Annotated in this window: 15 protein-coding genes; 7 read left to right on the top strand and 8 right to left on the bottom strand. The window is 69.4% G+C overall.

What is annotated here, in order from left to right; translation table 11 throughout:
- Positions 1-2 precede the first annotated feature (2 nt).
- Together NOO62_RS20850 and NOO62_RS20845 are read right to left on the bottom strand one after the other, a co-directional pair.
- Entirely contained in the window at positions 3-965 is a 963-nt protein-coding gene (locus tag NOO62_RS20850) for a hypothetical protein (RefSeq protein WP_268772402.1), read from the bottom strand.
- A 33-nt stretch (positions 966-998) separates the two neighbouring features.
- The gene (locus tag NOO62_RS20845; protein ID WP_268772401.1) at positions 999-1,403 is read right to left on the bottom strand and encodes an ATP-binding protein; all 405 of its coding nucleotides are present in this window, start codon (positions 1,401-1,403) and stop codon (positions 999-1,001) included.
- Positions 1,404-1,650: 247 nt separating this feature from the next.
- Between NOO62_RS20845 and NOO62_RS20840 the strand changes: the two genes are divergently transcribed.
- The 3 genes from NOO62_RS20840 (at position 1,651) to NOO62_RS20830 (ending at position 3,728) form a co-directional block, all read left to right on the top strand.
- Positions 1,651-2,502: a helix-turn-helix domain-containing protein gene (locus NOO62_RS20840; protein ID WP_268772400.1), complete on the top strand. Its 852-nt coding sequence runs from the start codon at positions 1,651-1,653 to the stop codon at positions 2,500-2,502.
- 8 nt (positions 2,503-2,510) lie between these two features.
- On the top strand, positions 2,511-2,699 hold the full coding sequence (locus tag NOO62_RS20835; protein WP_268772399.1) for a DUF397 domain-containing protein: 189 nt from the start codon (positions 2,511-2,513) through the stop codon (positions 2,697-2,699).
- Positions 2,700-2,813: 114 nt separating this feature from the next.
- On the top strand, positions 2,814-3,728 hold the full coding sequence (locus tag NOO62_RS20830) for a hypothetical protein (protein ID WP_268772398.1): 915 nt from the start codon (positions 2,814-2,816) through the stop codon (positions 3,726-3,728).
- Between the two features lie 78 nt (positions 3,729-3,806).
- On the opposite strand, the gene NOO62_RS20825 is transcribed toward NOO62_RS20830, so the two are convergent.
- From NOO62_RS20825 to NOO62_RS20815, 3 genes are all read right to left on the bottom strand, one after another.
- Positions 3,807-4,163 (bottom strand): hypothetical protein, encoded by a 357-nt coding sequence (locus NOO62_RS20825; RefSeq protein WP_268772397.1) that lies wholly within the window; start codon positions 4,161-4,163, stop codon positions 3,807-3,809.
- A gap of 302 nt (positions 4,164-4,465) precedes the next feature.
- Entirely contained in the window at positions 4,466-4,597 is a 132-nt protein-coding gene (locus NOO62_RS20820) for a hypothetical protein (protein ID WP_268772396.1), read from the bottom strand.
- A gap of 281 nt (positions 4,598-4,878) precedes the next feature.
- Positions 4,879-5,466 (bottom strand): TetR/AcrR family transcriptional regulator, encoded by a 588-nt coding sequence (locus NOO62_RS20815; RefSeq protein WP_268772395.1) that lies wholly within the window; start codon positions 5,464-5,466, stop codon positions 4,879-4,881.
- Between the two features lie 122 nt (positions 5,467-5,588).
- Between NOO62_RS20815 and NOO62_RS20810 the strand changes: the two genes are divergently transcribed.
- Positions 5,589-6,497, top strand: coding sequence for an NAD(P)-dependent oxidoreductase (locus NOO62_RS20810; protein ID WP_268772394.1), 909 nt, complete (start codon positions 5,589-5,591; stop codon positions 6,495-6,497).
- 17 nt (positions 6,498-6,514) lie between these two features.
- On the opposite strand, the gene NOO62_RS20805 is transcribed toward NOO62_RS20810, so the two are convergent.
- Positions 6,515-7,900, bottom strand: a complete 1,386-nt coding sequence (locus NOO62_RS20805) for a serine hydrolase domain-containing protein (RefSeq protein WP_268772393.1) — start codon at positions 7,898-7,900, stop codon at positions 6,515-6,517.
- 147 nt (positions 7,901-8,047) lie between these two features.
- Here NOO62_RS20805 and NOO62_RS20800 point away from each other — a divergent pair, with 147 nt between their 5' ends.
- Complete coding sequence (locus NOO62_RS20800; RefSeq protein ID WP_268772392.1) at positions 8,048-8,743, top strand: TetR/AcrR family transcriptional regulator; 696 nt, start codon at positions 8,048-8,050, stop codon at positions 8,741-8,743.
- Between the two features lie 120 nt (positions 8,744-8,863).
- Positions 8,864-9,043 (top strand): hypothetical protein, encoded by a 180-nt coding sequence (locus NOO62_RS20795; RefSeq protein WP_268772391.1) that lies wholly within the window; start codon positions 8,864-8,866, stop codon positions 9,041-9,043.
- 96 nt (positions 9,044-9,139) lie between these two features.
- Here the strand turns inward: NOO62_RS20795 and aspS are convergent, their stop codons facing one another.
- The gene (gene aspS / locus NOO62_RS20790) at positions 9,140-10,903 is read right to left on the bottom strand and encodes an aspartate--tRNA ligase (protein WP_268772390.1); all 1,764 of its coding nucleotides are present in this window, start codon (positions 10,901-10,903) and stop codon (positions 9,140-9,142) included.
- A gap of 187 nt (positions 10,904-11,090) precedes the next feature.
- On the opposite strand from aspS, the gene NOO62_RS20785 reads away from it, so the two are divergent.
- The gene (locus NOO62_RS20785) at positions 11,091-13,325 is read left to right on the top strand and encodes a SpoIIE family protein phosphatase (RefSeq protein ID WP_268772389.1); all 2,235 of its coding nucleotides are present in this window, start codon (positions 11,091-11,093) and stop codon (positions 13,323-13,325) included.
- On the opposite strand, the gene NOO62_RS20780 is transcribed toward NOO62_RS20785, so the two are convergent.
- Complete coding sequence (locus tag NOO62_RS20780; RefSeq protein WP_268772388.1) at positions 13,238-14,344, bottom strand: AI-2E family transporter; 1,107 nt, start codon at positions 14,342-14,344, stop codon at positions 13,238-13,240. The two genes, NOO62_RS20785 and NOO62_RS20780, sit on opposite strands and share 88 nt — an antisense overlap.
- Between the last annotated feature and the right edge of the window lie 62 nt (positions 14,345-14,406).

Here is a 14,406-nt window from a genome sequence, read left to right as displayed (position 1 = left end):
GATCAGGCGCCGTCGCCCTTGAACAGCTCGGCCGCGTCGGCAGCGTGGACCGCCCGTTCCGACCAGGCCTTGAGCTGCTCCAGGTCGGGGCACGCGGTGACCCGTGCACGGACGGCGGGAGGCACGTCGATGCCCCGCCAGGAGAGAATGTTCAGGATCGTCTCGGCACGTTCCTCGGCCCGGCCCTCCTCCCGGCCCTCCTCCCGGCCCTCTTCCCGGCCCTCTTCTCGACCTTCAGCTCGGCCTTCCTCCCGGCCTTCGGCCCGGCCGTCCTCCCGCTCCTTCACCGCGAACGGGTGGTCGAAGAAGTACTTGGTCGCCGTCATCAGTTCCTCCCAGATCTCCTTCGCCCGGGGGTCCACCAGACCGGACCGGGTGAGCTGTGCGAACATTCCCGCCGCTTCGCGGTCGATCGTCTTCAGAGCCGCGGCCAGTGCCTCCAGTATGGCGGCGGAACCCGCTCCTCTTCCATGTGTAATCGCCGAGAACACCGCAAGGGGGACATCCCTCTCGGCCTCCTGCCGGTCCGTGATCACCGGCACGTTGTCCGGCCCCAGGACCAATGGACGAACGGTGAGCGAGGACCAGCCCGGCAGTCCGAACTGGATGGGCTTGGCAGCCCATCGAGCCGTCGCCGCGCTCTGCGTCACGACGATCAGAACCGGCTCGCAGTGGTACTTCTCGTAGAGGTACGAGAGGTAGTACGGCCAGCTGCCGCGCTTGGACTCGTCCTTCTTGCCCTGCGACTCGATGACGAACAGATAGTTGCCGTCGTCGGTGTCAACCCGTAACAGAGTGTCGCAGCGGCGCTCGACCGGTTCGATCTCCGTGAGGTCCACGTCGAGGGTCATGATGTCCACGGGTTCCGGAAATGGAACGTGGAGCAGGCGCTGGAGGGATCGGACCAGCAGAGCCGTGTCCTTCTGGAAGATCCGGTGCATCGCTTCGTGTGACGAGCTGACCATCGGTTCTCCTTTCTGTTCGGCATGATCAACGAGCTACCCCGCACTTAGTTCGCACCAGACGTGCTTGCCGGGTTCCGCGGCCTCCGGGTACCAGCCCCAGCCGTCCGCGCAGGCCCGCACAAGGTCGAGGCCCCGGCCCCGCTCGGCGTCCGCGGCTGCGGCGCGTGGCGGCGGAGCCGGTGGCGTCGGGTCGGCGTCCCACGCGCCGATCCGCAGCACCCCGTCGGCGCAGCGGACGCGGAGGGCGGCGGGGCCTTTGGTGTGCCGTACGGCGTTGGACACGAGCTCCGTGGCCAGAAGCTCCGCCATGTCGACGAGTTGCGGCAGGCAGTGCAGCGTCAGCATCAGCCGCAGAGCCCGTCGGCAGAGCGTGACGGCGCGGAGGTCGTGGGGGATGTACAGGGTGTACTCCCAGGGTTCGCTTTCGCTTCCGGGCATGCGAGAACTCCTGTGTTCGGGGCGGGGGAGTTACCGGACGCGGCGGATTGTGGGCGGTGGCAGTGTCACTCCGTCATGGCATGACGGGGCGGTGCGCTTTCGGAGTCCCGGTTCTCGCAGCGTGTGCGACGCGTCACTGACGGTAGGGTAGAAATTAATACCCCTGCAAGCCGGTCGCGTAATCTGACACCCGAATGGGGTGGCCCAACCACACCCGACGCCACGGCCGTTGAGGAGACCGCGCCGGATGACGATGCGGAACGATCCCACCGCTCGCCAGGTACGCCTGGGCACGGAACTGCGCCGTCTGCGCGAAGCCGCAGGCATGTCGGCCAAGGAACTCGCGGGACTACTCGGCTCCAGTTCCGCACACATGAGCCAGATCGAGGCGGGCAGCTCCGGCATCAGCGAGGACCGGCTGCGAAGGCTGGCTGCGCATTGCGCCTGCCGGGACGAGGAACTGATCAACGCGCTGGCGTCGATGGCGACGGAACGCTCGCGCGGGTGGTGGGAGGAGTATCGGGGGTCGTTGCCCACGGCGTTCCTGGACATCTCCGAACTCGAACACCACGCCACGTTCCGGCGTGATGTCGAGTTCCTCCAGATCCCGGGGCTCCTTCAGACGGAGGACTACGCCCGCGCGCTCTTCTCGTTCCGGGTCCCTGAACTCCCCCAAAGCGAACTCGAACCACGCGTGAGCCACCGCATGAGGCGTCGCACGATCATCGAGGGGTCACACCCTCTCCCGTACGACACCGTGATCCACGAGTCGGCGCTCCGGTTCCGGGTCGGGAACCGTTCAGCCGCACGGGCTCAGCTCACGCACGTGCTCGAACTGTCTGACAGCACGAGTGTGACCGTTCGGGTCATCCCGTTCGATCTGGACGGGTTCGCCGGGTCGAGCAGTGCGATGGTGTACGCAGGCGGCCCCGTTCCCCGGCTGGACACCGTCGTACGGGACGCTCCCCACGGCACCGGCTTCCTCGACTCCCAAGCCCAACTCGACCGCTTCCGAACACTTTTCCGTAGGGTGGAGGAGCTGGCGCTCGCCCCCGAGCGGTCACGGGATTTCATCCACAAGTTGGCGAAGGAACTGTGAGGCCCGCCATGACCACCTCCGTGCATTGGCAGAAGTCCACCTTCTCGGGAGGCGGCGACGGCAACGCTTGCGTCGAACTGGCGAGCGCCAACAACCGTATCCTCCTCCGCGAAAGCGACGCCCCCGCCGAGGAGCTGCGCACAAGCCCGGCCGCCTTGGCTCAACTCCTGCGAGCCATCAAAGAGGGCGAACGATGAGCGCCCCCGACTGGCAGAAGTCGTCCTTGAGGGGAACGTTTCCTCCGTACTCGAAAGGGTGATCCCACCCTGCCGACCGGGACACCCGCGCCTTGATCCACCTAGGTTCCGCGTATGGTCACATCACAACACGAGGCCTCGCACCGGATCTTCCAGGAGCAACCGGAGCTACTGAGACCGGTATTCCGCATCCTGGGCGTACCACTTCCCGAGAGACCGTCCGTCGAGGTGATCACACCGGACGTCACCGAGACCCGTCTCCTTGAACGCCGGATCGACACCCTGCTCCGTATCAATGAGCCAGATGGTGACGGTTTCCTCCTGGCCATCGAGGACCAGCGGCGCCGGGATCCGGACAAGGCCGCGAGCTGGGGGTACTACCTGTCCTACCTGCACTCGAAGTACAGCATCCCGGCGCTGCTGCTCGTCGTGTGCCAGGACAAGACCACATCCGACTGGGCCAAGGGTCCCTTCCGGATGGGCCTGAGCGACTGGACCGCCCTCAGCGTGCAGCCCATGGTCGTCGGCCCCGACAACGTGCCGATGATCACCGACCCCGACGAGGCCGCGCAGGACTTGGCCTTTGCCGCCTTCTCCGCCGTGACGCACGGGCGCAGTCCCGGCGGCAAGGCCGTACTGGAGACACTGGTCACTGCCCTGGGGTCGACCGGGGACAGGGAGACGTTCGACCGCTACTGGCAACTGGTTGACGCAGGTCTGGGAGAAATCCCGGCCAGGACTGCTTGGAGGGACTTGATCAAGATGGCTGCGGACATCTACTACCCCGGACAGGGAACCCTCGCCGAGGAGAAGTACCTCGAAGGCGAGGCCAAGGGAAAGGCTGAGGGAAAGGCCGAGGCCCTTCTGATCTTCCTGGAGCAGCGCCAGGTCCCGATCCCGAATAACGCCCGCTTCCGGATCAGCGCCTGCACCGACCTGCACACCCTCGACCACTGGCTCACCCGCTCCCTCACGGCCGCCCACGCCGACGATCTCTTCGCCGACGCGCCGGAGCACGGCGAGGCGTGACGCTTACGGCGACGCAACGCGAATGTGAGGGGCCCGGAACCGTGACGGCGGTTCCGGGCCCCTCATGCGTGCGTCAGCTCAGACGATGAACTTCTCGCAGGCGGTGGGAATCCAGCCCTTGGTCCCCTGGTAGTTGATGTACGACCACCGGTTGTCGTTGTGCCAGCCGCACATCGAGTAGGTCTGCCCGTACTTCACCTCGCACGCGGCCCACTTGGCCTTGGCGCCCTTCGGGTACAGGACCACGGCCGTCGAGTTGAGCTTCCGCGTCTTGCGGATCTTGACGCTCTCCTTCGCCTTGATCGGGTTCCCCTTGCCGCACGCCTTGCTCGCCACGCTCGTGGGAGCGGCATCCGACGTGACCGCACTGGCCGTCGCCGTTCCGGCCGCAAACGCGGCCCCCGTCATCGCCACGACACCCAGCAGAGAAGTCAACTTCCGCACTGCATAACCCCGTTCACTAACTGCGGGGCTTCTGCACACCCCGCGGTACGCCGCACAGCCTAGGTCATCATGATCGCGTACGCGAACGGAAAGGGACACGTAAAGAAACACGGGAGGAGACGTGGAAGGAGACGCGGCCCCGACCCCCCAAAGTCTCCCGCCGGGCCCGCCGTTGAGCGTTCCCGTCGGAGTGGAAGACCAAGGGAGCGGCAGCACCGCCAATGTGGAGAGCTCCGCCTCGGGCGGACAGCACATCGAGACCGTCACCACCGGCTCCCCCACCCCGTGGGAGCTCACCGCTGGGCCCAGTCCTCCCCCTCTCCGGCCACCACGGCCAGGGCGTGCCTGGCCCTCGCCCTGGCCCTCCCGCCCGCTGAAGCGAAGAAGGCCGCCGCCCTGGCCACCCACCACAGCCACTGGATCACGGCCCTCCCGGCCCTCCTCAACGCCGACCCCACCACCCTCGACGTCCTCACGGCACCCGACGTCCGGCCCCGCCCGACCGCGTGGCGAACGGCCGAGCCAACGGCTCAGGGCCTGTGTCGGAAGTCCCGTCGTCCGCCCGGAGGGCGGGCCCCGCGGCGTCCGGTATGTGCGATCGCAAGGCGGAGGGTCGCCCCGATACTGGTTGTATCGGGGTGTCCCGACAACGCCGCGAGGGCGCGTGCCGGGCGTCGCGGGGCAGGCGGGACTTCCGACACAGGCCCTAGCGCCCGTACGACTCCACAAGCCGCCTCAACTGCCGCCCCGCCGCCCGCAAGGGCTCCTCGCTCCGGCTGACCTGGGACGTCACTTCGGCGCCCTCCAGCGCGCTGATCACCGTCGTGGACACCTCGCGGGCGTCGTCCGCGGCGAACCCGGCGTCGAGGAGCCGCTCCTCCACGATCCGCTCCCAGCCGCGCAGCGCGTACGCGCACACCTGCTGGATCTCCGACTCCGTCCCCAGCGTCTCCAAGGCAGCCGCCGTCACCGGGCAGCCGTCGGTCCACCCCGACTCCCGCAGCAGGACGGCGAGTTGGACCGCGCAGCCCTCCACCGCCACCCCCGGGTCCGCCTCCCGCGACAGCGCGTCCCTCAGCACCGCCGCGAACTCCTCCTCGCTGTGCTTGATCGCGGCGACCGCCACCGCCTCCTTCCCGCCGGGGAAGAAGTGGTAGACGGAGCCGAGCGTGGCCTCCGCCTCCCTGGCGATCTGTTTGATGCCCGTTCCCACGTAGCCCTGCCGCTGGATGAGGCGTGCGGCGACGACGACGATCCGGTCGCGGGTGCCGAGGGCTGAGCTGTTCTGGACCATGCCCCCCAGCCTACCCGTCATTAAGTAGAGCGTTCGTTCTAGAGACGTGCTACGTTCCTCCCGTCCCGCTGGATAGAGCGATCGTTCTAGCAGCACCGTTCGACCGGTCCCCGGAGTTCCGCATGCCTTCCGCCACGCAGCCCACGCAGCCCGGCCCGTCCACCCCGTCCGTCACCGTCATAGGCCTCGGCCCCATGGGCCAGGCCATGGCCGCCGCCTATCTCGACCGCGGCTACGACGTCACCCTCTGGAACCGCACCCCCTCCCGCGCCGACGCCCTCGTCGAGCGCGGCGCGCACCTCGCCGGCAGCGTCGAGAAGGCCCTGCTCGCCAATGAGCTGGTCGTTCTCAGCCTCACCGACTTCGACGCGATGTACGCGATCCTGGAGCCCGCCAAGTCCGCCGTCGCGGGCCGCACTCTCGTGAACCTCAGCTCGGACACGCCGGAGAAAGCGCGGGCGGGGGCCCGTTGGGTGACCGGGCTCGGCGGGACGCATCTCACCGGCGGCGTCCTCTGCCCGCCGCCGCTCATCGGCACCCCGGACACCTCGACGTTCTACAGCGGCCCGCGCGAGGCGTACGACACCCATCGCGCCGCCCTCGAAGTCATCACCGGAACAACCGACTACCGGGGTGAGGACCAGGGGCTGGCCGCGCTCATGTACCAGCTGAACATGGCGGTCTTCTGGCCCGCGATGATCGCCTTCTGGCAGGCCGCCGCCATCGCGGGCGCGCACGGCCTGACCGCCCAGGAGATCGCGCCGTACGTCACGGAGAACTTCGCCGGCATGGGCCACTTCGTCGACTTCTACGCGTCCCGCATCGACGCGGGCAATCACGCGGGCGACGTCGACCGCACCGCGATGGGCCTGGCCAGCATGGAGCACGTCGTCCACACCGCGTCCGACGCTGGGGTGGACACGGCGTTCCCGCGGGCGGTGCACGACGTCTTCCGGAGAGTGGTGGAGGCGGGCCACGGCGCGGACAGCTTCTCGCGCGCCGTGGAGCTCATGCGCAACCCCGCCGCCTGAGAAGCACGTCGATCGGGTCACGCCACCTTCGGCGCCACCCGCATCCCGATGCAGCAGCTCTCCGTGCCGTCGCTCAGCGTCGAGAACACCACGGGCATGTAGCCCTCGCTGAAGGACGGCCCCGCGCCTGTACCGGCGAAGGCGGACTCCGTCACGGCGTACAGGTCCACCTCCAGCGGCGGCGAGAAGTCCTTCATGCCGTCCACGAACTCGTAGACCAGGTGGGGCGCGCCGTCGCGCTCGGTGACGGTGATGACGACACCCGCCCGCTTGTACGTACCGAAGTACCGGGAGAAGTCCACCTCCGGCGCCTGCGCGGGCGGTTCGAACGCGTCCGGCATCCGCACGCCCGCCAGCTCGCCGAGCAACTCGCGGAAGAGCGCGGCGTACAGCTCCCGCGCGCCGCCGCCGTTGGTGAGGAGCGCCACGACGACGCCCGCCCGGGGGACCACGCGCAGGTAGCCGTACTGGCCGATGGAGGCGCCGTCGTGGCCGTAGCCCGCGATGCCGTCCCAGTCGTAGAGGGTCCAGCCGAGGCCCCAACCGTCGGCGCTGACCGTCCACTTGTCCGGCACGTCGGCGACGCGGCGCTGCATCTCCTCGACGGTCGCGGCCGTGAGCAGCGGCGTGCCGTCGGGGGCCGTGCCGCCGTCGAGGTGCAGGCGGGCCAGGCGGGCGACGTCACCGGCGGAGACCAGGACCCTGCCGTACGGGCCCGCCGAGCGCGGCATCAGGTCCCAGGCGGGGGCCGGGTCCGGGTAGCGGCCCGGCTCCCCGAGGTGGCTCATCGCGACGCGGTACGACAGCGCCTCCTCGGGCAGCGTCATGGAACGCTCCAGGCCGAGGGGGGTGAAGAGGCGGTCCTTGAGGGCCTGGTCCCAGGTCTGGCCCGTCAGCACCTCGATGATCCGGCCGAGGACGTTGTAGCCGAGGCTGCTGTAGGAGACGGCGGTGCCGGGACGGCAGTCCATCGCTACTCCCTTGGCAGCCTCGACGTACCGGGCGAGGCAGTCGTCGCCGCGGCCCGCGTCGTAGGTGAAGTCGCACGTCAACCCGCTCGTGTGGGAGAGGAGTTGGCGCGTGGTGATGGAGTGGGTCGCTTCGGGGTCGGCGGCTTCGAACTCGGGGAGCACCTCCTTCACGGGTGCGTCCAGATCCAGTTCACCGGCTTCGGCCAGACGCATGATCAGCGTCGCCGTGTAGACCTTGGCGATCGAACCGGACTGGAACACCGAGTCCGTGGTCACCTCCACTCCGGTCCCGCGGTGCAGCACGCCGCTCGCCAGTTCGTGGATCTCGCCGTCGACGAGGACGGCGAGCGCGGCGCCCGGCACGTGATGGGCGGCGCGCAGCTCGTCGAACCTGGCCTGCCAGCGGGCGAGTTCGAACCGGTTCTTCGACATGGCGTCCTCCACGTGGTGTCGCGTTGAGCGTTGCGTACAGCGTTCCTTCGTTGCGAACACTGTACGCATGAGCGTCGGCTGTACGCAATGCGCGTACGCCGTGCGCTACCGTGGGAGCCGACAGCAGCCCTCACCCCAGGAGCCCCCATGTCCGCCGAGCAGAAGCCCGAGATCGCCTCCGTCTGGACCCGTCCGCGCCGGCAGCGCGAGCAGCTGAGCCGGGAGCAGATCGTGGCGGAGGCGGTGCGGCTCCTCGACGCCGACGGGCTCGAAGCGCTCAGCATGCGCAAGCTCGGCACCCGGCTCGACGCGGGCGCGACCTCGCTCTACCGGCACGTGGCCAACAAGGACGAGCTGATCGAGCTGGTGGTCGACGAGGTCTACGGAGAGCTCTCGGTGCCCGCCGCGACCGGCCCCGCCGAGTGGCGGGACGCGGCCTCGGGCAGCGCCCGCAGCCTGCGAACGATGATTCTGAGCCACCCTTGGGTCGCCTCGGTGCTCGGCCAGGTCGGCCTCGTCCACCTCGGCCCGAACGTGACGAAGATGTCGGAGCGGATGGCCGCGGTCTACCGGACGGCGGGATTCCCCGAGGCCGAAACCGAACTGGCCCTCAGCACCGTCATCTCCTACGTGATCGGCATGGCGACCAGCGAGGCCGCGTACCTTTCACTGATCGCCCGAAGCGGCGTGACGGAACGGGAGTTCGCGGAGAGGCTGGGGGGCGACGGAGGGTCGGACTCGCGTACGGACGACCCTGAGCAGGTGCGCGAGGAGACTTTCGACTACGGGCTTCAGCGCGTGCTCGACGGGCTCCAGGCGCGGCTGGCCTCGACTGCCCCTTGAACCACGCTCGGTTCGACTGCCCACTCGAAACGGGAGATACGCATCACGGTGAGCTAAGTCATGCGCAGGGGAGGCTTGAATTGACGCCGCCTTCACACCTGTGTACGTAAGCTTCACGACATGGCCACGACTCCCTCCCCCGACCGGCGACGCACCGCCGACGAGGTCAATGAGGAAATCCGTGCGCTGTGGTTGCGCGCGGGCGGACGCCTCCGACCGGACGAACGCCTCGTATACGAACGGCTCGTGACGGAATGGGCCGAGGCGGAAGCGAACTCTTCCCCGACCCCGGCGGTTTGACCTGACGGCCCCACAGCCGAAAACGAATACAAAAGGCCCCGGAACCAACGGTTCCGGGGCCTTCAATGCGACGTCACCCCGTCGCAGGGAAGACCGCTACTGCGCCGCGGGCTTCCGCAGGGAGATGTTCAGCTCCCGCAGACGCGACTCGTCCAGCTCGGTCGGCGCCCCCATCATCAGGTCCTGCGCGTTGCCGTTCAGCGGGAACGAGATCGTCTCGCGGATGTTCGGCTCGTCGGCGAGGAGCATCACGATGCGGTCGACGCCGGGCGCGATGCCACCGTGCGGCGGCGCACCGAGGCGGAACGCGCGCAGCATGCCCGCGAACTCGTGCTCGACGGTCTCCGCGTCATAGCCCGCGATCTCGAACGCCTTCAGCATGACCTCGGGCTCGTGGTTCCGGATCGCGCCGGAGGAGAGCTCGATGCCGTTGCAGACGATGTCGTACTGCCAGGCGAGGATGTCGAGCGGGTCCTTCTCCTCCAGGTCCTTCATGCCGCCCTGCGGCATCGAGAAGGGGTTGTGGGAGAAGTCGACCTTGCCGGTGTCCTCGTCCTTCTCGTACATCGGGAAGTCGACGATCCAGCAGAAGCGGAACACGCCCTCCTCGAAGTGGCCCGCACGCTTCGCGGCCTCGACGCGGACCGCGCTCATGATCTTCGAGACCTCGTCGAACTCGCCCGCGCCGAAGAAGACGGCGTGCCCCGGGGCCAGCGAGAGGCGCTTGGTCAGCTCCTCGACGTTCGCCTCCGTGAGGAACTTGGCGATCGGGCCCGTCAGCGAACCGTCCTCGGCGACCCGCACCCAGGCCAGGCCCTTCGCGCCCTGCTCGACCGCGTAGTCACCCAGGCCGTCGAAGAACTTGCGGGACTGCGACGCCGTGTCCGGCACCGGCAGCGCGCGCACGTGCTTGCCCGCGAACGCCTTGAACTCGGAGCCCTCGAAGATGTCCGTGATGTCGGTCAGTTCGAGCTTGGCGCGCAGGTCCGGCTTGTCGTTGCCGTACTTCAGCATCGACTCGCGGAACGGGATGCGCGGGAAGGGAGACGTCACCTCACGGCCGCCGCCGAACTCCGTGAAGAGCTCCGTCATCAGCTTCTCGATGGGCTGGAAGACGTCTTCCTGCTCCACGAAGCTCATCTCGACGTCGAGCTGGTAGAACTCGCCGGGCGAGCGGTCCGCGCGGGCGTCCTCGTCGCGGAAGCACGGCGCGATCTGGAAGTAGCGGTCGAAGCCCGAGATCATCAGCAGCTGCTTGAACTGCTGCGGGGCCTGCGGGAGCGCGTAGAACTTGCCGGGGTTCAGGCGGGACGGGACGACGAAGTCACGGGCGCCCTCGGGGGAGGTCGCGGTGAGGATCGGCGTCGCCATCTCGTTGAAGCCGAGGGCGACCATCTTCGAGCGGATCGAGGCGATCACGGCGCTGCGCAGCATGATGTTGCGGTGCATGCGCTCGCGGCGCAGGTCCAGGAAGCGGTACTCCAGGCGGCGCTCCTCGTTCACGCCGTCCTCGGCGTTGATCGTGAAGGGGAGGGGGCCCGCGGCGCCGAGCACCTCGACCTCGCTCGCCTCGATCTCGACCTCGCCGGTGGGCAGCTCCGGGTTCACGTTGTCCGTGCCGCGCGAGACGACCTTGCCGTCGACGCGGACGACGGTCTCCTTGGACAGCTTGTCCAGGACCTCGGCGGCCTTGGTGCCGGGGCGGGCCACCAGCTGCGTGATGCCGTAGTGATCGCGGAGATCGATGAAGAGAATGCCGCCCAGGTCTCGGCGATTGTGCAGCCAGCCGCTCAGCCGGACGTCGGTGCCGACGTCAGAGGCGCGGAGCTCGCCGCAGGTGTGGGACCTGTACCGATGCATCGTCGTTCATCCAGTCTTCGCGAATAGGGGAGAGAGCAGACCCCCACAAGGCTACCGTCCGGCCGAAGATCGGTTTCCGGATATCCGCCGCGGCCATCCTCCGCAGGGCCGGGTGAGGGTCCCGGGACCGGCTTGGTTCGACGGGGCTCGGTGGCGCCCACCGTGTACATCTTCCTAAAGTGGGTCAATGCGCACCGACGATCCCCTCCTACCGGTGGGGGACGACTCCCTGCCTCCCGTACGGGACGTCCTGGCCGCCATCGCGACCGGGCTGTGGCGCTGGGACAACGCATCCGGGACCGTCACGCTCGACGCCGAGGCCGCCCGGCTCCTCGGCCTGCCCGCCCACGCCCAGACCCTCTCCGAGGCGGGCGTGCGCTCCCGTTTCCACCCGGTCGACTGGAACGAGATCTACGGAACCGTCCAGCTCGCCGTCGCCGAGGGCACCCTCGCCGAGGCCCGGCTGCGGATCATGGACGAGACGGGGCGGCGCGTCCTGCGGACCGTGCGCAGCCGTTCCAAGCCGGTGATGCACGGGGCGACCGAGGCGTACGAGCTGATCGGGACGTTGCAAGAGGTCACCGAGCCCGCCCCCGGGACCGCCGCCCGCACCCCCATCACCGGGGACTGGCGCCGCTCCCGCGAGGCGTTCCTGCTCGACGCGGGGCGTGCGCTCGCCGAGGCGCGCTCCACGGAGGAGGTCCTCAGGGTCGCCGGTGGGCTCTCCATGCCGGGGTTCTCGCCGGACGGCCTCGCGGTCTTCGGGGTCGAGGGCGAGCGGCTGACGATCATCGGGCACCACGGCCACGAGCCCGGCGACGACGGCCCCTTCTCCGCCATGCCGCTGGACACCGACTATCCGGCGGCGGAGGTGGTGCGCACCGGCCGTGCCGTCTACCTCTCCACCCCGGAGGACTACCGCAGGCGCTACCCCGCCGCCTGGCCGCTGGCCAGCCGCTTCGAACGGCAGTCGTGGGCGTTCCTGCCCCTGACGGTCGCGGGGCGCACGATGGGGGCGTGGATGGCGGCCTTCACGTATCCCGTCTCGTTCACGCCCGACGAGCGCTCCGTCCTGACGACGGTGGCGCGGATGCTGGCGCAGGCCCTGTCGCGGGCCGGGGTCGCGGAGTCCGAGCGGGAGCTGACGGAGGGGCTGCAGCGGTCGATGCTGCCGATGCTGGGGCCGCAGATCCCGGGGATGAGCGTGGCCGCCCGCTACGTGCCGACGGGCGGCGGGCTCCAGGTCGGCGGCGACTGGTACGACATGATTCCGCTGCCCAGCGGCCGCATCGCCTTCGTCATCGGCGACGTACAGGGGCACGACGTGCGGGCGGCGGGCCTCATGGGGCAGCTGCGGATCGCCCTGCGCGCCTACGCCTCCGAGGGCCACCGCCCCGACGCGGTCCTCTCCCGCGCCACCCGCTTCCTCTCCGGGATCACCGAGTCCATCACCTACGGGTCGAGCGGCACGGGCGCCGACGAGGCCATCGAGTACGACCCGCGCTTCGCGACCTGCCTGTACGTGGAGGCCGACCCGGCGACCGGCGTCCTGGAGATGGCCCGCGCGGGCCACCCCGAACCCGCGATACGCATGGGTGACGGAACGGTTCTGCTGCGCCCCACCGCGGGCGGCCTGCCGCTCGGCATCGACCCCGACGCCGACTACCCCACCACCCGGCTCGTCCTGGAGCCCGGCGAGACGATGCTGATCTGCACGGACGGCCTCATCGAGACCGGCGGCCACGACCTGGACACCGGCTGGTCGCGGATCAGGACGACCCTGGAGGAGTACGCGGGGGAAGGCGAGCCCGACGCTCTGGAGCAGCTCGCCGACGCGCTCGTGCAGGCCGTGCACGGCCCCTCCTCGCACCACACCACCGGCCCGTTCGCGGACCGCCGCGAGGACGACATAGCCGTGCTGCTGCTGAGCAGGACCGGCCACTCCGAGCGGCGCACCGACGCCCGCCGCACGGTCCTGACCGTCGCCCAGGCCGAGCCGGAGCGCATCGCGGGCGCCCGCAGCCACCTGCGGGACCTGCTGCACGACTGGGCGGACGACGACCAGGTCGACTCGGCGGTCCTGATGGTCTCCGAGATGCTCACGAACGTCCTCGTGCACACGGACGGCGACGCCCTGATGGTCGCCGAGGTCACCGGCGAGCCCGGGGCTCGCAGGCTGCGGGCCGAGGTCGCCGACGGCAGCGACGACCTGCCGCACAAGCGCCACCCGGGCGAGCTCGCCTCGTCGGGCCGCGGCCTGGTCCTGATGGAGCTGCTCGCCGGGGCGTGGGGCGTGGACCCGCGCGGCGAAGGCAAGAGCATCTGGTTCGAGCTCTACGAGGACGCGGGCGCTTCCGGCGGTTTCGCGGACGTGGACGACTTGGACATGGACGCGGACGCTGACCCTGACGTACCGGAGTAGCGCACGCGCAGTTCCGAGACGATGCCGAACGCCGCCGCCGTCAGGGGCACCGCGAGCAGCATCCCGAGGATCCCGGCCACAGAGGCGCCCGCGGTGATCGCCAGCATCACCACGGCCGGATGCATCTGCACGGTCCTGCTCTGGATCATCGGCTGGAGGATGTGCCCTTCGAGGACCTGCACGGCGAGGACCACGCCGAGCGCCCACAGCGCGATGGCGAACCCCCGGTCGGCGAGGGCGACCAGGATGGCGACCGCGCCGGACAGGAACGCGCCCAGGTAGGGGATGTACGCGCCGACGAACACGAGCGCGCCGAGACCCAGCGCGCCGGGGACGCCGAGGATCAGCAGGCCCACGGTGATGCACAGGGCGTCGATGAACGCGATGATCGTCGTCCCGCGCATGAACCCCTCGATGGCCTCGAAGGCGCGCCGCGCCATGGCCTCGATGGAGTCGGCGCTGTCACCGGGGGCGAGCTGGCGCAGGGTGCCCACGGCGCGTTCCGAGTCACGCAGGAAGAAGAAGACGAGGAGCAGCGCGAGGACGGCCATCGCCATCATCTCGCCGACGGTGCTGAGCCCGCTGATCACTCCGGACGCGGCGGTCCCGCCGAACTTCCCGAAGAATTCCTTGGCGTTGGACGCCATGTCGTCGAGCGAGGTCCCCGCCGCCCCGAAGTGCTTCGACAGGTCCCTCGCGGCCTGCTTGAGGGAGGCGAGGATCTGGTCGCCGCTGTCGATCAGCGCGTTGACGACGATGTAGCCGGCGCCGCCCACGACGGCGACGACGGCCGCGCAGGTGAGGCCGGCCGCGAGGGAGCGCTGCACCTTCATCTTGAGCAACCGCCGGTACAGCGGACCCAGGAGCGCGGTGCCGAGCAGCGCGAGGAGGACCGGGGTCACCGCGGTCTTGAAGGTGACGCAGAGCCAGATCCCCACGGCGGCCACGCCGGTGACGAGCAGGACGACGACGCACCAGGCGGCGATGCGGCGCACGGACTCGGGCAGGAGGGTACTCACCCCTCCTACCCGAGCACGTCACCCCGGGCCCCGCACGTTATGTACGGCTGCCTGCCGCGGAG

It is taken from the genome of Streptomyces sp. Je 1-369 (assembly GCF_026810505.1).
In the GTDB taxonomy this organism is placed as follows: domain Bacteria; phylum Actinomycetota; class Actinomycetes; order Streptomycetales; family Streptomycetaceae; genus Streptomyces.
This window is presented reverse-complemented; position numbering and strand designations above follow the sequence as displayed.